The 21,253-nt window shown below is 70.2% G+C and carries 17 protein-coding genes and 1 pseudogene; 7 read left to right on the forward strand and 11 right to left on the reverse strand.

Features of this window, described 5'->3' with window-relative positions:
* Positions 1–42 precede the first annotated feature (42 nt).
* A complete protein-coding gene (locus tag JEQ17_RS45655; RefSeq protein WP_200400828.1) occupies positions 43–2,295 on the forward strand; it encodes an MMPL family transporter in 2,253 nt (750 codons plus the stop codon).
* A 60-nt stretch (positions 2,296–2,355) separates the two neighbouring features.
* On the opposite strand, the pseudogene JEQ17_RS45660 reads toward JEQ17_RS45655, so the two are convergent.
* A pseudogene (locus JEQ17_RS45660) lies at positions 2,356–3,633 on the reverse strand (non-reducing end alpha-L-arabinofuranosidase family hydrolase).
* A gap of 384 nt (positions 3,634–4,017) precedes the next feature.
* Between JEQ17_RS45660 and JEQ17_RS45665 the strand changes: the two are divergent.
* Positions 4,018–4,860, forward strand: a complete 843-nt coding sequence (locus tag JEQ17_RS45665; RefSeq protein WP_234048620.1) for a hypothetical protein — start codon at positions 4,018–4,020, stop codon at positions 4,858–4,860.
* Between the two features lie 117 nt (positions 4,861–4,977).
* Here the strand turns inward: JEQ17_RS45665 and JEQ17_RS45670 are convergent, their stop codons facing one another.
* The 6 genes from JEQ17_RS45670 to JEQ17_RS45695 all read right to left on the reverse strand — a co-directional run bounded on the left by JEQ17_RS45670 (position 4,978) and on the right by JEQ17_RS45695 (position 11,225).
* On the reverse strand, positions 4,978–6,468 hold the full coding sequence (locus JEQ17_RS45670; protein WP_407700127.1) for a hypothetical protein: 1,491 nt from the start codon (positions 6,466–6,468) through the stop codon (positions 4,978–4,980).
* A 172-nt stretch (positions 6,469–6,640) separates the two neighbouring features.
* Entirely contained in the window at positions 6,641–7,372 is a 732-nt protein-coding gene (locus JEQ17_RS45675) for an SDR family oxidoreductase (protein WP_200400830.1), read from the reverse strand.
* 135 nt (positions 7,373–7,507) lie between these two features.
* Complete coding sequence (locus tag JEQ17_RS45680) at positions 7,508–8,542, reverse strand: alpha/beta hydrolase family protein (protein WP_200400831.1); 1,035 nt, start codon at positions 8,540–8,542, stop codon at positions 7,508–7,510.
* 123 nt (positions 8,543–8,665) lie between these two features.
* Positions 8,666–8,977 (reverse strand): hypothetical protein, encoded by a 312-nt coding sequence (locus JEQ17_RS45685; RefSeq protein WP_200400832.1) that lies wholly within the window; start codon positions 8,975–8,977, stop codon positions 8,666–8,668.
* Positions 8,974–9,666, reverse strand: a complete 693-nt coding sequence (locus JEQ17_RS45690; protein ID WP_200400833.1) for a sigma-70 family RNA polymerase sigma factor — start codon at positions 9,664–9,666, stop codon at positions 8,974–8,976. The genes JEQ17_RS45685 and JEQ17_RS45690 overlap by 4 nt, the downstream gene beginning before the upstream one ends.
* Entirely contained in the window at positions 9,663–11,225 is a 1,563-nt protein-coding gene (locus JEQ17_RS45695; RefSeq protein ID WP_200400834.1) for a sodium:solute symporter family protein, read from the reverse strand. Before JEQ17_RS45695 ends, JEQ17_RS45690 begins: the two co-directional genes overlap by 4 nt.
* Positions 11,226–11,393: 168 nt before the next feature.
* On the opposite strand from JEQ17_RS45695, the gene JEQ17_RS45700 reads away from it, so the two are divergent.
* The 3 genes from JEQ17_RS45700 to JEQ17_RS45710 all read left to right on the forward strand — a co-directional run bounded on the left by JEQ17_RS45700 (position 11,394) and on the right by JEQ17_RS45710 (position 14,078).
* On the forward strand, positions 11,394–11,615 hold the full coding sequence (locus JEQ17_RS45700; protein WP_200400835.1) for a DUF3311 domain-containing protein: 222 nt from the start codon (positions 11,394–11,396) through the stop codon (positions 11,613–11,615).
* A gap of 109 nt (positions 11,616–11,724) precedes the next feature.
* The gene (locus JEQ17_RS45705; RefSeq protein WP_325176317.1) at positions 11,725–13,893 is read left to right on the forward strand and encodes a carbon starvation CstA family protein; all 2,169 of its coding nucleotides are present in this window, start codon (positions 11,725–11,727) and stop codon (positions 13,891–13,893) included.
* A complete protein-coding gene (locus tag JEQ17_RS45710) occupies positions 13,890–14,078 on the forward strand; it encodes a YbdD/YjiX family protein (protein WP_200400836.1) in 189 nt (62 codons plus the stop codon). Before JEQ17_RS45705 ends, JEQ17_RS45710 begins: the two co-directional genes overlap by 4 nt.
* Before the next feature lie 64 nt (positions 14,079–14,142).
* Here JEQ17_RS45710 and JEQ17_RS45715 read toward each other — a convergent pair whose 3' ends face one another.
* Complete coding sequence (locus JEQ17_RS45715) at positions 14,143–16,524, reverse strand: ABC transporter permease (protein ID WP_200400837.1); 2,382 nt, start codon at positions 16,522–16,524, stop codon at positions 14,143–14,145.
* Positions 16,521–17,213, reverse strand: coding sequence for an ABC transporter ATP-binding protein (locus JEQ17_RS45720; RefSeq protein ID WP_200400838.1), 693 nt, complete (start codon positions 17,211–17,213; stop codon positions 16,521–16,523). The genes JEQ17_RS45715 and JEQ17_RS45720 overlap by 4 nt, the downstream gene beginning before the upstream one ends.
* Before the next feature lie 227 nt (positions 17,214–17,440).
* Here JEQ17_RS45720 and JEQ17_RS45725 point away from each other — a divergent pair, with 227 nt between their 5' ends.
* Positions 17,441–18,838, forward strand: a complete 1,398-nt coding sequence (locus JEQ17_RS45725; RefSeq protein ID WP_200400839.1) for a sensor histidine kinase — start codon at positions 17,441–17,443, stop codon at positions 18,836–18,838.
* On the forward strand, positions 18,823–19,527 hold the full coding sequence (locus JEQ17_RS45730) for a response regulator (RefSeq protein WP_200400840.1): 705 nt from the start codon (positions 18,823–18,825) through the stop codon (positions 19,525–19,527). Before JEQ17_RS45725 ends, JEQ17_RS45730 begins: the two co-directional genes overlap by 16 nt.
* Positions 19,528–19,571: 44 nt before the next feature.
* On the opposite strand, the gene JEQ17_RS45735 is transcribed toward JEQ17_RS45730, so the two are convergent.
* Positions 19,572–20,387: a DUF427 domain-containing protein gene (locus JEQ17_RS45735; RefSeq protein WP_200400841.1), complete on the reverse strand. Its 816-nt coding sequence runs from the start codon at positions 20,385–20,387 to the stop codon at positions 19,572–19,574.
* 73 nt (positions 20,388–20,460) lie between these two features.
* Positions 20,461–21,249, reverse strand: a complete 789-nt coding sequence (locus JEQ17_RS45740) for a DeoR/GlpR family DNA-binding transcription regulator (RefSeq protein ID WP_200400842.1) — start codon at positions 21,247–21,249, stop codon at positions 20,461–20,463.
* Positions 21,250–21,253 lie beyond the last annotated feature (4 nt).

A 21,253-nucleotide genomic window follows, 5' to 3' on the forward strand; every position in this document is an offset into this window, starting at 1 on the left:
TTTAATGGGGAAAATCGTGATCATTCACTGCGGGAGCAGCCCATGTCGCCAACGCGGTCCAGTACAGGGGATGGGCAGGGTGCACCCGGACGGCTGCGCAGGCTGGGGGAGTGGTGCGCCCGGCACTGCGTGATCGTCATCGTGGCCTGGCTGGTCGTGCTGGCCGCCCTGCAGGTGCTGGAACGCTCGTTCGGCGGAGACTACTCGGACAACTTCCAGCTCCCCGGGGTCCAGTCGGAGAAGGGCCTGGACGTTCTGAAGGAGCACGACCCGGCGGCGGGCGGCTACAGCAGCCAGATCGTGCTGCACGACGACAAGCAGTCGCTGACGTCGGTGAGCTCCCAGATGAGCCAGACGATCACCGACCTGCAGAAACTTCCTCACGTCCTCTCGGCGCAGAACCCGCTGACGGCCGCCTCCTCCCAGCAGTCGTCGCAGCAGTCCTCGGGGCAGTCCCAGCAGCCGAACGTGGGCCCGCTGTCCAGCGACGGGAAGACCGGCTACATCACCATCCGCTTCGATGTACAGCCGTCGACCCTCGGCGACTCCTACCTCGACGGAGTGGACAGCTCGGTCAAGTCCCTGCGGTCGGCGGGCGTGGACGTCGAATACGGCGGCCCCCTCGGTGAACTCGCCAGGCCCGCCCCCGACGACCGGATCAGCGAGCTGATCGGATTCGCGGTGGCGATCGTCGTCCTGCTCGTCGGCTTCGGCAGCGTGCTCGCGGCGGGCATCCCGCTGCTGACGGCCCTGATCAGCGCCGTGGGAGGGCTGGCCTGCCTGGGGCTGCTCGCCTCGGCCTTCACCTTCGCCACGGTGTCCCCGACGCTGGCCACCATGATCGGCCTCGGCGTGGGCATCGACTACGCGCTGTTCCTCATCACCCGCCACCGGCAGAACCTCATGAACGGCGACGACCCGGTCCGTGCGGCGGGCCGGGCCACCGCCACCAGTGGCCGGGCCGTACTCGTCTCCGGCTGCACGGTGATCATCGCCCTGGCCGGTCTCTCGGTCTCCGGTGTCAGCTTCATCGGCCTGCTGGGCGTGGCCGCGGCCGTGACGGTCGTCTCGGCCGTCGCCGGCGCGCTGACCCTCGTCCCCGCCCTGCTCGGGCTCATCGGCCACCGCATCGACCGCTACCGGGTGCGCCGCCCCGTCGCGGAGACGAACGCCGCACCGGGCGAACCCGTCCAGGGCACCTGGCACCGCTACGCCCAGCGCGTGGAGCGCCGCCCCTGGTGGTTCCTGGCAGGCGGAGCCGCCACGGTCCTGGTCCTGGCGATCCCGGTGTTCTCGATCCAGCTCGGCCACATCGGCGACGGCGCGGACCCCAAGTCGTTCACGGACCGACGCGCCTACGACCTCATGTCGGACGCCTTCGGACCCGGCTCCAACGGCCCGTTGACCGTCGTCATCGACCAGACCTCCGTACCGTCCGACCAGCGTTCGTCGCTGGCGACACAGGCGCAGAAGTCCCTCACCGACGTGCAGGGCGCGGCCACGAGCACACAGCTCACGCCCACCCAGGACGGTGACGTGCTGGTGGGCACGGTCTACTCCAAGGAGGCCCCGCAGAGCGCGGACACCACCGACCTGACGAACCGCCTCGTCGACCAGACCCTGCCCCAGGCGGTCTCGGGCACCGACGCCAAGGGCTATGTCACGGGCACCACGGCCGCCCAGGTCGACTTCCGCGACATCGTCGCCGAGCGCCTCCCGCTGATCATCGCGGTGGTGGTCGCCCTGGCCTTCATCATCATCCTGACGGTCTTCCGCGGACTGCTGGTCGCCCTCAAGGCGGCCGTCCTCAACGTCCTGTCCATCGCCGCCTCGTACGGCGTGGTCGTCGCCGTCTTCCAATGGGGCTGGGGCGGACCGGCGTTGGGCGTGTCGGGCAAGGTCCCCATCGAGAGCTACGTACCCATGATGATGTTCGCCATCATCTTCGGCCTCAGCATGGACTACGAGATCTTCCTGCTGTCGCGGGTCCACGAGGCCTGGCTGCGCACCGGGGACGCGAAGGCCAGCGTGGCGCACGCCCTGGAGATCACCGCGCGTGTCATCACGTGCGCCGCCCTGATCATGGTGAGTGTCTTCGCCGCGTTCATCGTGAGCGACAACATCGTCGTCAAGATGCTTGGACTGGGCCTCGCCGTGAGTGTGCTGATCGACGCGACTGTCGTACGCCTGCTGCTCGTTCCGGCCGTCATGACCCTGCTCGGGCGGCACGCCTGGTGGACGCCGGGCTGGCTGGACCGGATCCTGCCGCACGTGGATCCGGAAGGGGACCACTGAACGGGCGGGGTGCGGCCGTGAGCCGTGCGGGCCTCCGCGTGCGCGAAGGCCCGCGGCCGGTCAGCAGGCCGAGTTGGTCTGGGTCAACAGGCCGAGGCGATAGGGGAGTTGGGAGTAGGTGCCGCCGGCCGAGGGGTTCAGGCCCTGGTAGAGGAACTGCAGGCGGCAGGGGTTGATCGTCATGGTCTGGTCGTTGCCGGCGCGCACGAGTTCGCCGTGGTTGATGTCCTTGGTCCACGCGCCGGAGGGGAACGTCACGTTGGTGGAGCGGGCGAACGGATTGGCCTCGGTGGCCGCCGGCGGCTGCCACTGACCGGTGAGTCCCTGGGCCGTGAAGGAGCGCTAGTACCGCCTGCCGTCGCTGCCGATGGCCTCCCACAGCAGCAGATAGGTGCCGGTGCCCTGTACGCGGTAGACGGCGCCGCCCTCGAACAGGGCGAACTTGGCGTCCTGGAGCACAAGTCGGGTGTTGCGGAAGCCGCCCGGGAACTCGCCGACGGTGGTCTCGGAGCGGTACACGTGACCGTTGTCGTCCGCGGAGAACAGGTAGCACATGGCGCTGTCGCAGATGTTCCAGTAGTCGAGCGTGCCCGACGGGGCGGCGTTCTGGAACGTCCTGGGCGCCGACCAGCTCTGCGGGTTGCCGGGGTCCGTGCTGGTGGAGTACGAGGGCGGGCCGGTCTGGTAGACGAGGTACCACAGGTTCTTCGGCGCGAAGTAGAACACCTGCGGGGCGGCCCGGTAGCCGGTGCCGATGTTGGGGTTGGTGTCGAGGTAGGTGAGCGGGGCCGCCGAAGCCCCGGACCAGTCGGTGAAGCTCGTGTAGGCCAGGCTCCAGGACCCGGCCGTGTTCGCGGTCGTCATGAAGACGTGCCACTTGCCGTTCGCCTGGACCACCGTGGGGTCCTTGACGGAGACGACGGGGTGGCTCGCGTCGGGCCTGGGCGAGATCAGCTGGCCGCTGGACGACCACCGGAAGCTGCTCGGAAGTTGCGCCGCGACCGCCGATTCCTTCGGAGGCGGAGCGGAGTACGACCGCGTGGGAACGGCGAGCAGCGACATCGCCAGGCCCAGCAGGAAGACCATGGCCGCGCGGCGGGCGTGGTGGGCGTGGTGCATGTGGTGATGGCGCGGGCGTAGACCGTGCAAGGGTGCGGACCTGCGGGCTCCCAGGGGAGGTCTGGGCTCGCCGCACGAACACCAGGTGCGCTCTTTGTCCGGAACTGTGGCGTGTGGGGAGAGCCTTGCCGGTACGGGTGATGCGGGTGCTGTCGTGCCTGGTTCGTGGGCCTTGGATGCTGGAGGCCTCGTCAGGAGCGTCAATACCTCTCGCATCATTCGGTTCCGGGAGCGCAGCTTTCGTTGCCGTTCTGTGGGGCCGTCGGAGCCCGGTCCCGCCTCGGGATCCACCTCCGTGTCACGTCCCCTCGGGCCGGGGAACGCGAGTCGTGATCAAGTCGAAACATGGTGAACTGGTGAAGGATTGACGGGAGTTGTGAAAGGTGACAAGAATTCGGATCACTTCACTCCGCTGTGTCTGAAGCGAGTGAAGGGGCGCGAGTGACTCGGTCGCGCACGCCTTCGTTGCGTCCGCCCGCGTCGGTCACGCGTGCTCAGCCACCTCCCACACATTTCGATCCACAGAGGCTCATCTTGTCGCGTTCGCAACAACCCAGGATTCCGGCTGCCCTCGCAGCGTCCGCATTCCTCGCAGTCGCCGCCGTGCCCGTGTTCGGGGCAGGCGTCGCAAGCGCCACGCCCGGCGGGACGTGCCAGTCGGCCACCGTCCAGTACCGCATCGTCGGCGCCGACGGAGGTGTCGTGGGCGCGGACTGGACCTCGCAGGGCGGTTTCCGTTCCTGGGACACCGTCCCCGGACCCGTCGAGGTCCGGCTGGCCCCCGGACAGAAGGTCGCGGACGGCTGCAAGTACCCCGTCTCCCTTGCCGAATACACCACCGAGGGACCGAACTGGGCGACCTCCGGTCGCCAGACCATGGTGGACAAGGCCACCGTCTACCTCACCGCCGCGGACGTGGCCGGCGACGACGACGCGAAGCGGACCTGGCAGAAGCTGGCCGTGAAGCTGCCCGACTGCTACGGCCAGATCGACCTGTACGGCGACGACATCGCCTACGACGGCAAGACCGGGGAGGGCCATGGCCCCGCCCCCTACCAGCCCGACGGCGTCACCACTCCCTACCACCTCATAGCGGCGTGGAACGGCGGCGAGAAGGCGTGCGCCGACGCCCCGTCGGACTCGCCCAGCCCGACCCCGACACCGTCGGAGCCGACCCCGTCGACTCCCGCGGGCAGCACCCCGCCCGCGGAGGAGACGACGCCGCCGACCACCCCCAAGCCCTCCGCGACGCCTCCCACGACACCGGACGTACCGCCGCTGTCGTCGAAGCCGCCCACCACCCCCGAGCCGTCGCCCAGCGACAGCACGCCGCCGCTGGCGGAGACGGGTGCCGGCGCGCCGGTCGGCCTGATCGCCGGTGGCGCCGCCGTGGTGATCGCCCTGGGCGCCGGTGCGGTGTTCGCGGCCCGCTCGCGTCGCTCGTGACGGACGTGCACGGGACCGTCCTCGTGCCGTAGCGCACACCTACGGCTCCGCCTCCCGGCCGGCACCATCCGTGTCCGGCCGGGAGGCGGAGCTGTTGCCCGAGGGGTCACGTCACGTTCAGGGGGCGATGCCCACGCCACTGATCCGGCTCCAGGACTTCTCCTGGGCGGAGCTCATGGCGGGCCAACGCAGCCCGCCCGGGCGGGGGTTGACCCGTGTGGCGTACGAACGGGGGTAGAAACCCGGGTCGTGGAAACAGCCGGTGCCGTACTTCTTGTCGAACGCACCGCAGGACGCGGCGAGCGACGTCGGCGTCGGCTTCTTTCCAGTGCGTACCCAAGTGGCCAGAGCGGAGATCGAGTTGGCGTACTCGGAATTGCTCAGCCCACTGTGCTCGCTCTCCCGGGTGAAGGACTGCACGAGCCTCTTCTCCCGGTGCGCGCCCCGAAGGCTGTCGCGATAGGCCGCCTCGTGCTCGACGAATGCCGTCGGATCGTCGACGGCGTGGAGAGTGAGCACGGGAATCGAGACCTTGCCCGTGAGGTCACTGTCGTACGACAGATCCCGAACGGCGGTCGGATCCGCGGAGAACCGTTCGACACCCGCGTTGAGCGCCTTGTCGTCGTGGGACCCGGAATAGCGAACTCCCTTGTTGCTGAAGGGATTGCGCCCGCCGAGCCGGTTGTGCACGATGTCGCGGAACGTGAACGTAGCGAAGCGCAGATGCGATTCCAGGGTGCGCTCCGGAATGCCCGTGACCGCGAGGATGTCGTCCAGATTGCGCTGCTGCGGAGCGGTCCGCTGCTCGGCGGGGGAGGCGAATCCCGTGCATTCCTCCAGGCGGGCGCGCAGCCCCGCGCTCGTCATGGTCGAGGTCGCGCGCAGCCCCTCCCACAGCGGGTACTGGGGCTCGGTGGGACGAGGGTGGTTCTGGCAGTAGTACTGGTAGACCACCCGCAGGTCCACGCGGTAGTCGTAGCCGCGTGAGCCGCCACCGAGCACTCCGTTGGTGAGCAGGGCGCCGTCGTAGGGGCCGTTCTTCTTCGCGCCGTACGTCTCCACGACCTTCGCGGCGACGTTGCCGCCCCAGGACTGACCGTGCACGTATGTGCGCTTCGGCCTGTCGAACTCCTCGACGAACAGGCGGCGCAGATTCTCCGTGTCGGCGGCGGCCATCCGCGTTCCGTAACCACCGCGGCGATATGACGAACCGGCCCACGCATAGCCTTCGTCCACCATCACCGACCAGCGTTCCAGATCGCCGATGCTGCGGTCCGGGTCGGATTCCGCGCCGAGGTCGGGGCCTCCGTGCGCGTGCATCACGAGCGAACCGTTCCATTCCTTCGGGACGGCGATCGCGTAATAGGCGCCGTTGGAATCCTGCCCCGTGTAACAAGTGGCCTTTCCGGTCAGAGTGGTCGGGCACTCCACGGAAGCAGGCCCGCCCGCGGTTGAGGAGGGGGCGGAGACGGCCGACGTCGGTCCGGCGAGTGTGCCGACGAGAATTCCCGCGAGGCCCGCGGCCATCGCGGCACGGCGGCGTCGAAGTCCTTTGGCCCCGTTGTGGATGTCACGGATACCCGACGTTCCGAATCTCGGCCGGTCCATGGGCGTACTCCTTCTCCTCATCGGCGCACCGTTGCGCGGCGGGGCCGATGCTAAGGAGAGGCAGGCTGAAAACCCATGGCTTGATCATTTGCGTTCATAGTGTTCATTCGGCGGTGACCGCGGGCTCGCCGGGCCGTCGTGGCTCACCCGCGGTCGGGACCGCCCAACGGGTTCAGGAGAGCCAGTCGGTGTAGCGGGTGGACGCGAGGTGGGCGTCTTTCGGTGCGACGAGGACGTCACCCTTGACGGCGGCGAACATGCCCGCGCTGTCGTCGGTCGTGACCGTGCGGCCGTCCGGGTGTGCGGCCAGCGTGATCCGGCCGAGCTCGTCGAGCGGGAACACATCGGGGCCGCCGACATTGTGGATGCCCCGCAGGGGCGGGCCCGCGGCGACCTCGGCGACCGCGGCGGCGACGTCCTTGGCCGCGATCGGCTGGATCGGTGTGGTGGGCAGACGGACGGTGTCGCCGTCGGTGGTCCAGGACAGGACCGCGTCGACGAACTCCATGAACTGGGTGGCCCGGACGATCGAGTAGGGGACCGGCCCGGCCCTGAGGACGTCCTCCTGGAGCGCCTTGGCCCGGTAGTAGTCCAGCTCGGGCACCTGGTCCACACCGACGATCGAGAGGATGACGAAGTGCTGGACGTCGCTCTTCCCCGCTGCCGCGAGGAGGTTGTCCATCGAGGTCTGGAAGAACGCCGGGGAGGCCTCGTCGAAGGTCGGGGAGTTCGTCAGGTTGATGACGGTGTCCGCGCCCTCCATGGCCTGTTCCAGGCCCTTGCCCGTGATGACGTCGACTCCCGTGGACTGGGAGTGGGGCACCGCGTCGTGCCCGGCGGCGTTCAGTTTCGTGACGACCTGCGAACCGATCAGTCCGGTACCGCCGATCACTGCGAACTTCATGACACGGCCTTTCCGTCTAGGTCCGTCGCTTGGCGTACCAATCGCTCCCGATTCGGGAGGGACCGTACAAACGGTAGAGGAAGGTTCGCGCGCCCGCTCGGCATCCGGCGAGTGCCGGCAGCCGACCGCGGTGGGTCAGCGCAGATGCTTCTCGAAGAAGTCCATCGTCGTCTTCATCGAGGCCGGCCACTGCGGAGCGAACGTGTGGTGCTCGCCCTTGTACTTCACCAGCTCGACGTCCTTGCCCGCCTTCTCGAACGCGGCGGTGGTCCGCTCCGACCAGACGATGGGGCAGCTCTCGTCGGCGGTGCCGTGGTGGATGAGCAGCGGTTCGGTCACCCGGTCGACGTAGGTGATCGGAGCGGCTTCCTTCCAGAACTTCGGGTTCTCCTCGGGGGTGCCGTGCGTCTTGTCGATCTCGGCGACGACCGGGTCGCCGTCGCCGCGCTGGAAGTGGTCGATGTTCTCGTTCGGACGTGAGCTCACGGGGGCGAACACCACGGCGGCGTCGACCAGACCGGGCGCGACCACCAGCGTGTTGTACACGACGCCGCCGCCCATCGACCGCCCCAGCAGACCGATCCGCTCGCCGTCGATCTCCGGACGCCCCGACGAGCGCAGCGCCATCACGGCGCCGATGGTGTCCTCGGTGTAGCCGAGGCGCAGATTGACGTCATTGTCCGGGTCGTCGTCGGAGCCCGCGTGGTTGCGGTAGTCGGTGTGCAGGACGACATAGCCGTTGCGGGCCAGCAGCTCCTGCTCCCGGGCCAGTCCGCGGCCGCTGGTGTAGACGGCCGGGTCGATGTACCCGTGCGCCAGGACCAGGGCCGGGAAGGGCCCCTTGCCCCTGGGAATGTTCATGATTCCCGAGATCGTCAGCCCGTTGGCCTCGTACGTGACCGCGTACTGGGTGTAGGCGTCGGTCCGCACGCGTACGTTCCCGAGCTTGAGGTCGGAACCCCGGTGCTCACGCTCGATCAGCCCCGGGATCGACACGGGATTGGCCGGAGTCGGGGTGGGGGTGGGCGTCGCGCTGGGGGTCTTGGCGGAAGCCCGGGCCGAGGTCGGCGGACTCGTGGGTTCGCTGTCGCCGTCGCCGCCCCCGGTGCAGCCGACGGCCGCCACCAGTACCAGCCCCGCGGCACCACAGGCCATGCTCCGAAACCGCATACGGCCAGTATCCCCCGGATCCGACGCCGCGAGGGGTGTCGTACGAGTTCTCGACGGGAGCGGATCGAGTCCGAGCAGGGTTTGGCGGGGCCGCGGGGGAGGGCACGACCCGGCCGCCTTCCATCAGCCCGGGACGGCGGCCGCACCACTGGAAGTGACCTGGTTCCCGGTGCCGGAGAAGATGACCCCGGGTTCGGAGGGCGCCTGGTTCAGGACCCACAGACCGATCAGGGTGGCGAGAGTGAAGACGACCGCGATCAGGACCGCGAGCACGAGCCGGCGACGTCGCTCGCGGCGCACCCAGTCGCCGCGGGCCGTGCGGTAGGCGTCAGGGGCCGGGTGCACCCCGCCGGCCAGCGCCTCCAGCGCCTCGCGCAGCTCTTGCTCCGTACGGTCCGGCTCGTGTTCCGTACGGTCCGGAGAGGTGTCGTTCATCGCCGGGCCTCCATCGCCTGGGTCAGGGCGGCGATGCCGCGTGCGGTGTGTGTCTTGACCGATCCGCAGGAGATGCCCATCGCGGCGGCTATCTCGCTCTCCTTGAGGCCGAGCCAGTGGCGCAGCACGAGCGCTTCGCGCTGCCGGGCGGGCAGTTGCTGAAGCGCGTCGATGAGTACGCGCTGGTCGTCGTGGAGCAGCGCGGTGCTCTCCGCGGAGGCCACGACATCGCTCGGCGGGTTCTCGACGTGCTTGCGCGCGACCTGGAGGTGGCGTATCCGCATCCGGGTCAGATTGCAGACGGTGGACCGCAAGTAGGCCTCCGCGGCCTCGGCGTCCCGCAGCCGGCGCCACTTCCGGTAGATCTGGTAGTACGCCTCGGCCACGACGTTCTCCGGGTCGTCGGCGCCGAGCAGCACGGCCAGGCGCAGCATCGAGGAGTAGTGCACCTCGAAGAGCCGGGCCAGAGCGGCTTCCCGCTCCAGGTCGACGGGGTCGCCGACCGCGGGGGAGAGGGTCGTCTCCCCGGGCGCCCCTTCGCGTACGCCGTCGGGGCGGGACTCCTCGTCGAGGCCGGGGCGGTCCGCGACCGGCGGCAGGGCAGTCGCCGCGCGCGGGACGCGTGGCTCGGGGACGGCGGCCGGAACAGCCCGCGCCACCGTCGAGCGGGTGTGTTGTCTGCGTCTCACGGGTTGGTGGCTCCCGTCTCGGGGCGGCGCCTGACGGTCAGGCGTGACGGTAGGTCGGTGACATCGGCGCCGCGCGGGACGCCGAGCCGTTCGAGGGCAGCGGTGCCCACCAGGGCGACGGACAGGTTGAGGACCAGGGCCGCGAGCCCGGCGTAGATCTCCAGCGGCTGCTCCGCGGAACCGAAGGCCACGATGGAGGAGAACCCCTCGCGCACCACCAGGAACGTGCCTGCTGTCATGCCAACTGCCCACCCGGCGAGCAGCGCCCGCGGATGCAGTCGGCCGGTGAACAGACCGACGGCCACGGCGGGAAAGATCTGCAGAATCCATACGCCGCCGAGCAGTTGGAGATTGATCGCGTCCTGGTCGCGCAGCCCGAACACGAAGGCCACCGCCCCCACCTTCGCGGTGAGCGAGACCGCCTTGGCGATCCGCACCTGCCGTTTGGGCGTGGCGGTCGGCTGCACGTACTCCACGTACACATTGCGTACGAAGCAGGTCGCGGCGGCGATCGACATCACGGCGGCCGGGACGAGCGCCCCCACGACGATCGCGCCGAACACCAGCCCGGCCAGCGGCCCCGGCATCAACCGGTCGACCAGCATCGGCACGGCCGCCTCGGCGCCTCCCTCCGGGGCCTGTACGCCCGCGGCGAGGGCCGCGACACCGAGGAAGCCGAAGAGCGCGAGCAGGCCCGTCCAGGCGGGCAGGGCCACGGCGACCTTGCGCAAAGTGCGCGGGCTGTCGGCGGCGAATCCGGCGGTGAGCACGTGCGGGTACATCAGCAGGGCCAGCGCCGAGCCCAGGGCGAGGGTGGCGTAGGCGGGCTGCTGCTCGGGGGAGAGGAGCAGGGCGGAGTGTGCGGTGTCCGTACCGCCGAGCCGTTGCGCGGCCCGGTCGAAGAGCGGGCCGGGGCCGCCGAGCCGGTCGAGGACCAGCCAGCAGACCGCGGTGAGCGAGACGAAGACCGCCACCGCCTTGAGAGCGGAGATGACCGCGGGCGCGCGCAGCCCGTGCCGGTACGTCGCCACCGCGAGTCCCGCGAAGAGCCCGACCATCACCAGGTCGCCGGCCGCGCCGCGCGGATAGACGCCCCCGGCGGTGAGTACCGCGCGGATGCCCAGCAACTGCAACGCCAGATACGGCATCGTCGCGAGGATCCCGGTGAGCGCGACGACCAGGGCCAGCGGCGGCGAACCGTACCGTCCACGGACGAAGTCGCCGACGGTCACATAGCCGTGGCGGCGGGCCACCGCCCACAGCCGCGTCAGCAGGACGAAGGCGAGCGGACAGACGATCACCGTGTACGGGACCGCGAAGAAGGCGGGTGCCCCGTTGCCGTACGCCAGGCCTGGGACGGCCGTGAAGGTGTACGCGGTGAAGATCGTGCCGCCCAGCAGCAGCCAGGTCCACACCGGACCGAGGCTCCGGTCGGCCAGCGCCCAGCCCTCCAGGGACGGCAGCCGGTCGGTGGGGCGCAGCCGCCGAGCCGTGACGGCGAGCAGCGACGCTCCGCCGATCACGGCGAGAAACGTCGCGGTCATGGCGACATCCGCCATGGGTCACCGTCCTTGGTGTGCCTGTGCCCTTGCCGGAGAGTTGCGCGGGCACCCCACTCGGAGGACAGGGAACCGGCGGGAAATCTTCTGGAAATTCGCTGTCAACCAGTTCCGGCCGGTGGGCAACTCTTGCACAGACCGACAAGCACGGGGAGAGGAGCGCAGGTCATGGCACCCACGGGTCATCACCGGCTACGGCGCGTCGCGATCGCCGTACTGCTCCTCGCGCCCGCCGCGGGTCTGCTGTGGGTGCCCTGGTACGCCGGCGAGAGCCCACGGCTCGCCGGGACGCCGTTCTTCTACTGGTACCAGCTCGCCTGGGTGCCGGGCTGCTGCCTGTGCCTCCTGGCCGCGTACGCACTGACCAGGCACGACCGCCACGACCCCTAGGCGTACGTACGGCCGCCACGACACCTGGTTCGTACGTCCTCCGCAGTCCGCACCGCCGACCCGTACGCATCCGTACCACCACATATCACCGTAGAGGTGAGGAGCCGTCATGCCCACGTCAGTCATGCCCGAATCCGGCCGCCCGGCGCCGGAAGAGCCGCCGCCCGCACGTTCCCGGATGACTCCGGGGTCGATGCTGCTGTGGGCCGCGGTCGCCCTGATCGGCGCGATTGGCTGGGGCGTCCTCGCGCTGGCCCGCGGTGAGGAGATCTCCGCGGTCTGGCTGGTGGTGGCCGCCCTCGGCTCGTACGCCATCGCCTACCGCTTCTACTCCCGCTTCGTCGCGCGGCGCGTGCTGAAGCCCGACGACCGGCGGGCCACCCCTGCCGAACGCCTGGAGGACGGAGTCGACTTCCAGCCGACCGACCGCCGGGTGCTGCTCGGCCACCACTTCGCTGCGATCGCCGGCGCCGGTCCGCTGGTGGGGCCGGTGCTCGCGGCCCAGATGGGGTATCTGCCCGGCACCCTGTGGATCGTCGCCGGAGTGATCTTCGCCGGGGCGGTGCAGGACATGGTGGTGCTGTTCCTGTCCATGCGGCGGGACGGCAAATCGCTCGGGCAGATGGCCCGGGAGGAGATCGGCAGGGCGGGCGGGGCCGCGGCCCTGATCGCCGTCTTCGCCATCATGATCATCCTGCTCGGGGTGCTCGCCCTGGTCGTGGTCAACGCGCTCGCCCACTCACCCTGGGGCACCTTCTCGGTCGCCATGACCATCCCCATCGCCCTGTTCATGGGCTTCTGGCTGCACCGCATCCGGCCGGGCCGGGTCGTCGAGACCAGCCTGATCGGAGTGGCGCTGCTGCTTCTCGCCATCGTGGGCGGCAGCTGGGTCCAGGAGTCCTCGCTCGCCGACACCTTCACCCTCAGCCCGACGACCCTTGTCTTCTGTCTCGTCGGCTACGGCTTCGTCGCCTCCGTGCTGCCCGTGTGGATGCTGCTCGCACCGCGCGACTACCTCTCCACCTTCATGAAGATCGGCACCATCGCGCTCCTCGCGGTCGGCGTGATCGTGGCCGCGCCCGTGCTGCGGACCGACGCGGTCAGCGACTTCGCCTCCTCCGGCACGGGCCCGGTCTTCGCCGGATCCCTCTTCCCGTTCCTCTTCATCACCATCGCGTGCGGCGCGCTCTCCGGCTTCCACGCACTGGTCGCCTCCGGGACCACCCCCAAGCTGATCCAGAAGGAGTCCCAGGTCCGCATGATCGGCTACGGCGCCATGCTGATGGAGTCGTTCGTCGCGATCATGGCGCTGATCGCGGCCGCCACCCTGGAACCCGGCCTGTACTACGCGATGAACGCGCCCGCCGGACTGCTCGGCACGACGGCCGAGTCCGCCTCCCAGGCAGTGGCGGGCCTCGGCTTCACCATCACCCCCGACCAACTGACACAGGCGGCCAAGGCGGTCGAGGAACAGACCCTCATCGCCCGCTCGGGCGGAGCACCGACCCTCGCCGTCGGCATGTCGGAGATCTTCTCCGGCGTCTTCGGCGGCAGCTCGATGAAGGCCTTCTGGTATCACTTCGCGATCATGTTCGAGGCGCTGTTCATCCTGACCACGGTCGACGCCGGCACCCGCGTCGGACGCTTCATGCTCCAGGACATGCTCGGCAACGTCTGGAAGCCGATCGGCCGGGTCAACTGGAAGCCCGGCATCTGGCTGTGCAGCGCACTCGTCGTCGCGGCCTGGGGCTACTTCCTCCACTCCGGCGCCACCGACCCCCTGGGCGGAATCAACCAGCTCTTCCCGCTCTTCGGCATCGCCAACCAGCTCCTCGCCGCCATCGCCCTCACCGTCTGCACGACCGTCCTCGTCAAGTCCGGGCGGCTGCGCTGGGCCTGGGTCACCGGTGTCCCGCTGGCCTGGGTGGTCGCGATCACCTTCACCGCCGGCTGGCAGAAGATCTTCTCCGCCGACCCGCGCGTCGGCTTCTTCGCCCAGCGCGAGCGGTACGCCGACGGCATCGACGCCGGTCAGGTCCTGCCGCCGGCCAAGACCCTCGACGACATGCACACCGTGGTCACCAACTCCACGGTCGACGGCGTCCTGATCGCCCTGTTCCTGCTCCTGGTCGCCGTGGTGATCGTCAACGCGGCCGTGGTCTGCGTACGCGCCGTACGGTCCCCCGTCCCGCTGCCGACGACCGAGACGCCGTACGTCGAGTCCCGTATCGACCTCCCGGAGCAGTCCGCCGAACCGCTGGCGGGAGCCCGGACATGAGCGTCCGTCGATGGGCGCGGGCCGTGCGCTGGTACCTGCGCGAGCTGACCGGGGAGGCGGAGTACGACCGCTACTGCGAGCGTCAGCTGCGCCACCACCCACTCGCGCCGCTGCCGACTCCCCGTGAGTACCAGACGCTGCGAGCCCGGCACCGGGAGGACCATCCACAGAGCCGCTGCTGCTGACTCGGAGTGCGGAGGGGGCCGCCGGCGGCCCGGCGTGGCAAGAGCGCCGGGCCGCCGAGGGCCACTACTCCGTACGCAGCGCCACAGCCGTACGGGCTTTCGCCGCCCAGCCCGCCGGGAGCAGGGCACCCAGCATCGCGATCGCGATCCCGGCCAGGGCCAGCAGCACCAACTGCCAGGGCACGTACACATCGAGGACCGAGGGCGGCAGGTTGGTGCCGGCCGCCCGCCCCATCACCGGCAGCACGATGCCGTGCAGCGCGAACCCGGCGGGCACGCCGACCAGACCGCCGAGCACACCGATCCCGGCCACCGAGGCGAGTACGAGGCCCACGGTCTGCCGTGGCGACATACCGAGCGCCTTGCAGACGCCGAGGTCGTGGACGCGCTCCCGGGTGTCGATGACAACGGAGTTGAGCACACCGAGACCGGCCACGGAGACCAGCATGAGGGTGAGCAGTGCCGCCATCGACTGCAGGATGAGGACGAAGTTGTCCTGTTCCGAAGGGGAGTTGGCCATGGCGTCGCCGCCCAGCGGCCGCACCGCCGCGGCGAGCTTGTCGGCGTAGTCGGCGGGAGAGACACCCGGCTCCACCTCGACGAGGAACGTCCGGGGTTCGGCCGCGGGGAAGTCGGCAATGCTCGCGTGGAGTTGCATGCCGTCGTCCTCCGTGTCGAAGGCCTCGCCGACGATCCGCAGGGTCCGGGTGTCTCCCTGGTGGGTCACCCGGACGGTGTCACCGACCTTGGTGCCGGTCCGGTCCAGGAAGCCCGTGGCCACCACGACCTGCCCCCGACCGTCGATCCAGTGACCGCTGATCATCTCGTAGCTGCCCGAGCGGGAGTCTCCCTGGTAGAGGCTGATCGTGACCGAGCCGGTGCCCCCGGCCACGGTGGCGTCCTCCTGGGTCGTGCCGTAGTACGAAGCGGTGCCTTCCTGGGCCTCGACGGCCGCGCGTATCCGTGCCGGATCGGCGGGCGGGGCCTCGGACCGGCCCTCGGCCGACGCTTCGGGCCCGACCTCGATCGGCTGGGGTCCGGGTCCGCCGGCGAACACCGTGACCGCGGCGCGGTCCTCGGGATCCTGCGCCTCGCCGACCGCGGTGAGGGACGCGGTGAGCCCCACCGCGAAGGTCGCCGCGACCGTACCGAAGGCCACCGCGAGCAGCATCGCGACCGTGCGGACCGGGTGTGCGAAGGGGCTCGCGAGGCCGTACGTCACCGCCCTCGGCAGCGGCAGCCGGCTCGCCACCCGGTGCGCCCACTGGCCGCGACCCGTCCGCGGGGCCCGGCCCACCGCGATGGCCTCCACCGTACTGAGCCGCCCGGCCCGCAGCGCGGGAACCAGCGCGGCGACCCCGACGACCACCAGCGCGGCGACCGGCACCACTACGTCCACCCACCAGGCCACTGTCAGCGAGGCGGTCCCGTACGCCTGCTCGGTGTCGTCGAGGAGCGGCACGGCCAGCAGGTTTCCCAGCACGACGCCCAGCGCGATACCGACGGCCGCCGGGATCAGCGCCTGGGCCACATAGGCCCGTACGACCTCACGCGGCGTGAAGCCGATGGCCTTGAGGATGCCGATCCTGCGCAGACTGGAGCCGACCGCGCCGCTGGTCACACTGCCGACGATGATCACCGACATCACGATGCCGAGGACACCGAAGGCGATGAGGAAGGGGATGGTCGGGGCGGCGCCCTGGTCGGCGGCGCGCTTGGTCTCCAGATAGGACTGGCTGCCCAGCAGCGCACCGGACGGCACGGCCGCGGCGAGCTTCTTCCGGCCGTCGGTGACCTGCTTGTCCGTCCCGGCCGAGTCGAAGCGGTACAGCATCTGACTCGTGAGCGGGTTGTCCGCCGACGCCAGCGCCCTGGTCTGCGCGGGTGTCGCCCACGCGTCGGCGGTCTTGCTGACCGACAGGGCGAAACCGACGACGGTCAGGGTCGAACCGCCCCCCGCGTCCGAGGTCCTGAGAGTGGAGCCGAGCTTGAAGGCGGGGCCCGAGAACGACGCGTTGAGCACGATCTCGCCCGCCTTCGCCGCCCACCGGCCGGACTTGAGGTCCAGATCGTCCACGTCGGCCTTCGGACCGGACCGTCCGACGAGCGTCAGTTTCGGCATCCGCCGGCCCTCCGAGTCCTCCGGCTGGATCGTCGTGGAGGGGTACGGCCCCGCGCTCGCGGCGACGCCCGTCTGTTCCCTCGTGGCCTTGAGCTGCGCCGTACTCGCCCTGACCGGATCGAACTGGGCGGTCAGATGGGCGCCCTGCTGCTTCGCGAAGGCGCGGTCGAAGGGCGCGTTCGCGGCGACGATGAGCGACCCGGCGACCACCGCCGAGGCCACGGCCATCATCGTGGCCACGGCGATCACCACGGTCTGCACCCGGCGCCGCCCGACACCGGACCGTATGACCCGACCGAGCGCACCGCCGCCGAAGCGGGTCATCGGACGGCCCCCGCCCGCGTGTCGAGGGCGAGATGACCGTCGACCAGATGGATCGTCCGGCTCGCACACGCCTCGGCGAGCGCGAGGTCGTGCGTGACCAGCACGATGGTCTGGCCGCCGCGGTGCAGCTCCACAAGCAGATCCCGTACGTCCTGGCCCGAGGCGGTGTCGAGGGCGCCGGTCGGCTCGTCGGCGAGGAGCAGCGCGGGCCGGTTGACCAACGCCCGGGCGACCGCGACTCGTTGGCGTTCGCCGCCGGAGAGCCGGCCAGGGTAGGCGCGGGCGTGCTTCTGGATGCCGAGCACCTCCATGAGCTCCTCGGCGCGGGCCGCCGTCCTGCGCCGCGCGGTGCCGGTCAGCTGGGCGGGCAGCTGGATGTTGTCGGCGACGGTGAGGTCGTCGAGCAGGTTGAAGAACTGGAACACCATGCCGATCTGCTCGCGGCGGAACCGGGCCAGCGCGTGCTCGTTGAGAGCGTTCAGCTGCCGGCCGCCCACGGTCACAGTGCCCTCGGTCGGCTTGTCCAGGCCCGCGACGAGGTTCAGCAGCGTGGACTTGCCGCTGCCGGACGGGCCCGTCACGGCCAGGGCCTCGCCCTTCTCGACGGAGAGCGTGAGAGGTCCCAGCGCGGGCGTGCCGACGCTGTCGTAGCGCTTGGCCACGCCCTCCAGTTGGATCACCTGAGTCATGGGAGTCGACCGTCCTTCGGATGGCATCGGTTCGCTTCGGGTGGGTTGGTCGGGCTCAGCGAACCTAGAAGCGCGGGGTGTCGGGGCGCGTCGGCCGCGGCACCGACATCGGGACCTCCCCGCGAAGGACCCGACCGCGGGGTCATCCCTGCGACGTACACCTGCGGGACGGGTCTCTGGTCGCGCAGACGGACGCGGACCGGGTCGGGGAGCCACACAATGAGCCGATGGAGACGGAGGACCGCCGCGACAGACTTCGGCAACTGCGTGACGCGCTACGGCCGGAGGAGAAGCCCGCCCCGCTGTCGCGGTGGGCGGTACGCGCGGACGTGGTGCTGGCGATCGTGCTGACCGTCGTCGCGTTGGTCGTTGCGGCGCGCTTTCCCGGCGACGGACCGGCACGCGTCTCGACCAAGTCGGAGCAGCGGACCGAGCAGCGCACCGACCGCCTGCCCGAGGTGCCGATGCCGGTGCCGCCGCCGGTCCCGCCACGACCGCCCGTACCCGGTCCCGGAGTTGTGGAGCCGCAGCCCCGTACCGTGCCGTGGCCCCTCGTCGTCCTGTCGGCGCTGCCGCTCGCTGCCAGGCGGCGCTATCCGCTGGCCGCGTTCGGCATCGTGATGGGCGCGGCGTTGCCCATCGGTGACGACGCCTCGTGGATCAATGTGCTGACCTGCGTCATCGGTGCCTACAGCGCCGTCATGTACAGCCGCTATCAAGTGCGGGCGTTGGCGGGCATGGTCGTGGCGGCCGTGCTCGCCGGGTTCGCGTTCCGCGAGACGGATCCCGTGCTCCCGGGCTGGTCGAGCCCCGCGGTCGTCCTGCTGGTCGCGGGGGTGCTGGCCGGGCTCGTCCGGGTCGGCGGTCGGCGGCTGACCGCCAGCCGGGACGGGTTCACCCAGTTGCAGCGGGCCCAGGAGGAGGCCATGCGTCGGGCCGTCGAGGAGGAACGGGCCCGTATAGCCGCGGAGTTGCACGACGTCGTGACCCACAATGTCAGCGTGATGGTGATCCAGGCGGGCGCGGCCCGCAAGGTGATGGACACGGCGCCCGAGCGGTCGAAAGAGGCACTGCTGGCGGTCGAGGCCGGGGGCCGGGCCGCCATGTCCGAACTCCGGCATGTGATGGGGCTGCTCGCCGCCCCGGACACCGGCCGCCCCGACAGCCCCGCCGACGGCCTCGAACCCCAGCCCGGTCTCGACCAGATCGACGCTCTGATCGAACGCGTACGCGCCGCCGGGACACCGGTCGCCGTCGCGGTGTCCCTGCCACCGGAGCCGCTGCCGCCCGGCGTGGACCTCGCGGCGTACCGGGTCGTCCAGGAGGCACTGACCAACACGATCAAACACGCACCCGGCGCCGATGCGTCGGTCACGATCGGCCACACCGACGACCTCCTGGAGATCGAGGTCACCGACACCGGAGCCGCCCACGACGCCCTGTCGACCGGCTCCAACGGGACAGGCACAGCCACTGTCAATGGGACTGGCACTGGCGGTGGCAACGGCCGAGGGCTGATCGGACTGCGCGAGCGGCTGACGGTCTACGGCGGCGAACTGACGGCGGGGCCGACCCTCGCCGGCGGATACCGGATCAGAGCCCGAGTCCCGTGGCGGACCGCGTGAACGGGCCGGCCCTGCGAGCCGTCATCGCCGACGACCAGGCTCTGGTCCGTACGGGGTTCGGGATGATCCTCGCCGCCGACGGCATCGAGGTGACGGCGGAGGCGGCGGACGGGGCCGAGGCGGTCGCAGCCGTCCGGCGCACCCGGCCCGACGTCGTGCTCATGGACATCCGGATGCCGCGGATGGACGGCATCGAGGCGACCAGACGGATCCTCGGAGACGAAGGCCCGGGGGACACCCGGGTCATCATCCTCACCACGTACGACCTCGACCACTACGTCTACGCGGCACTCACCGCCGGCGCCAGCGGCTTCCTGCTCAAGGACGTCACCCCGGAGCATCTGGTGGCCGCCGTCCGCCTGGTGCGGTCCGGCGACGCGCTCCTCGCGCCCACCATCACCCGCCGGCTGATCGAACGCTTCGCCCAGCGCGAGGAGCCCCGGCCGCCGACCCTCCACCGCGACCTGACCGGCCTCACGCCACGCGAACTGGAGGTGCTCCGGCTCCTCGCGACAGGACTCAGCAACGCCGAACTCGCGGACCGCCTGTTCCTGAGCCCCACCACGGTCAAGACGCACATCGGCCGCATCCTGTCGAAACTGGACCTCCGGGACCGCGTCCAGGCGGTCGTGCTCGCCTACGAGACCGGCCTGATCGCTCCGGGAGACCCGACACCCGACACGGGCTGACACCGACCGGGCCTCCGGCGGTCCTCACCACACCCGAAGCCTGATCACTTCCGAGGCTTGATGAATTCGGTGACAGGGCGTTCGAGCCGCTCCCCGTCGACCGTGATGTCGACGGCCTCGTTGAAGAAGGCCACACGGTCCTTGATCACACCCACGGCCGAGAGCGGGTCGGGATAGCTCCAGGCGATGTTCGGCGGTACGTCCTCGCCGGGCCACGACCAGTACGCGGTCGCCACACCCTTGTAGGGGCAGCGGGTCGTGAGGTCGCTGGGAGTGAACTGATCGAGGCGTACGTCCTCGCGCGGGATGTAGTACCGCACGGGCAGACCGGTCTCGAAGAGGAGGACCGGCGCTCGGGTGTCCGCGACGACCGTGCCGTCGATCTCGACCTGGACATGCCGTGAACTGGGCAGCGCGTCCACCCGTTTGTGCGGGTCACGCGGATGGACGAAGATCTCCTCGTCCTCCTCGTACCAGTGGTCGAGCACCTCCCGCCCGAACCACTCGAACGAGATGTACGAGCCCAACTCCTCGCCGGGATACGTCCAGGCCGCCCCGGCGATGGTCTCACCGCCGATGTCGAGGTCGTAGAAGCGCGTCGTCCCGGCGTGCGGCCGCCCGGCGGACTTCTCCGTCTCCCGCAACAGATCTGTACGCACGTCCTCACGCGGGAACGCGTACAACGGAACCGGCCGCCCGGGCTCCCAGACGAGGACCGGCCGCCGACTGTCGACGACGGTGACATCGTCCTTCGTTCCACGCACCCAACGCTCGCTGGGTTCCCACAGGAGGCTGTCGGCGGGGGCAGGCGGGTGACGCAGTACCTGGACGTTCTGTGAGCTGTTGCCGGGGGAGTTCATGACTGCCTCCTTGCCGAACACGGGGCGTCGAACGTATGGCTCGGGCCGGGCACAGGGTGCCTCGGACAGCAGCCTAGACGCGGACCTCGACCGAGCCGTCGACCGTCGACGGAGGTGTCGTGATCACTCTCACCCCGGCCTCGTGCAGGGCCGTGCAGGTCGCGTCGTCCGCCGACGCGGTGGTGATGAGCACATCCAGGTCCTCCGGGCCGCAGATCTTCACCATGCCGCTTCCGGGGAACTTGCTCCGGTCCGCCAGCAGCACCACCTTGTCACCGGCGGCGATCATGGCGCGCCTGGCGGGCACCTCGGCGACGGTGGTGTCCATGACCTGGCCGCCGGAACGTATGCCGCAGGCGCCCATGAAGGCCCAGTCGGCGTGCACCTGGCGCAGGTTGTCCTCGGCCATGAAGCCGTCCATCATGCGTGACTCGCGTATGACCATGCCGCCGAGCAGCATCAGGGCGATGTTCTCGTCCGCGGTGAGTTCCTCGTACACGGCGAGGCTGTTGGTGATCACGGTCAGCCGGCGCCCGTGCAGTCGACGTGCCAGCCGGTGGACGGTCGTGCCGCTGTCGAGGATGACCGACTGGCCGTCCTCGATCAGCTCGGCCGCGCGGGCGGCCATCGCGTCCTTCTCGGCCACCCGGACCTCGGCGGCCTCGTCGAACGGCGCACGGTCCTCCTCGATGACCGCACCGCCGTGCACGCGGCTGAGCAGCCCGTCCCCTTCCAGCTTGAGGAGGTCGCGGCGGACGGTCGCCGCACTCACGTCCAGTTGTTCGGAGAGATCGATCACGGAGGCGGTGCCGCCGGAACGCAGGGTCCGCAGGATGAGTTGGTGTCGTTGTTCAGCCAGCACGCGA

The organism is Streptomyces liliifuscus, from assembly GCF_016598615.1.
Taxonomy (GTDB): Bacteria; Actinomycetota; Actinomycetes; order Streptomycetales; family Streptomycetaceae; genus Streptomyces; species Streptomyces liliifuscus.

Coding starts and splice junctions, on each gene's coding strand:
- JEQ17_RS45655 (WP_200400828.1), top strand. CDS start 43: ATGTCGCCAACGCGGTCCAGTACAGGGGATGGGCAGGGTGCACCCGGA.
- JEQ17_RS45670 (WP_407700127.1), bottom strand. CDS start 6,468: ATGGACCGGCCGAGATTCGGAACGTCGGGTATCCGTGACATCCACAAC.
- JEQ17_RS45675 (WP_200400830.1), bottom strand. CDS start 7,372: ATGAAGTTCGCAGTGATCGGCGGTACCGGACTGATCGGTTCGCAGGTC.
- JEQ17_RS45680 (WP_200400831.1), bottom strand. CDS start 8,542: ATGCGGTTTCGGAGCATGGCCTGTGGTGCCGCGGGGCTGGTACTGGTG.
- JEQ17_RS45685 (WP_200400832.1), bottom strand. CDS start 8,977: ATGAACGACACCTCTCCGGACCGTACGGAACACGAGCCGGACCGTACG.
- JEQ17_RS45695 (WP_200400834.1), bottom strand. CDS start 11,225: ATGGCGGATGTCGCCATGACCGCGACGTTTCTCGCCGTGATCGGCGGA.
- JEQ17_RS45700 (WP_200400835.1), top strand. CDS start 11,394: ATGGCACCCACGGGTCATCACCGGCTACGGCGCGTCGCGATCGCCGTA.
- JEQ17_RS45705 (WP_325176317.1), top strand. CDS start 11,725: ATGCCCACGTCAGTCATGCCCGAATCCGGCCGCCCGGCGCCGGAAGAG.
- JEQ17_RS45710 (WP_200400836.1), top strand. CDS start 13,890: ATGAGCGTCCGTCGATGGGCGCGGGCCGTGCGCTGGTACCTGCGCGAG.
- JEQ17_RS45715 (WP_200400837.1), bottom strand. CDS start 16,524: ATGACCCGCTTCGGCGGCGGTGCGCTCGGTCGGGTCATACGGTCCGGT.
- JEQ17_RS45720 (WP_200400838.1), bottom strand. CDS start 17,213: ATGACTCAGGTGATCCAACTGGAGGGCGTGGCCAAGCGCTACGACAGC.
- JEQ17_RS45725 (WP_200400839.1), top strand. CDS start 17,441: ATGGAGACGGAGGACCGCCGCGACAGACTTCGGCAACTGCGTGACGCG.
- JEQ17_RS45735 (WP_200400841.1), bottom strand. CDS start 20,387: ATGAACTCCCCCGGCAACAGCTCACAGAACGTCCAGGTACTGCGTCAC.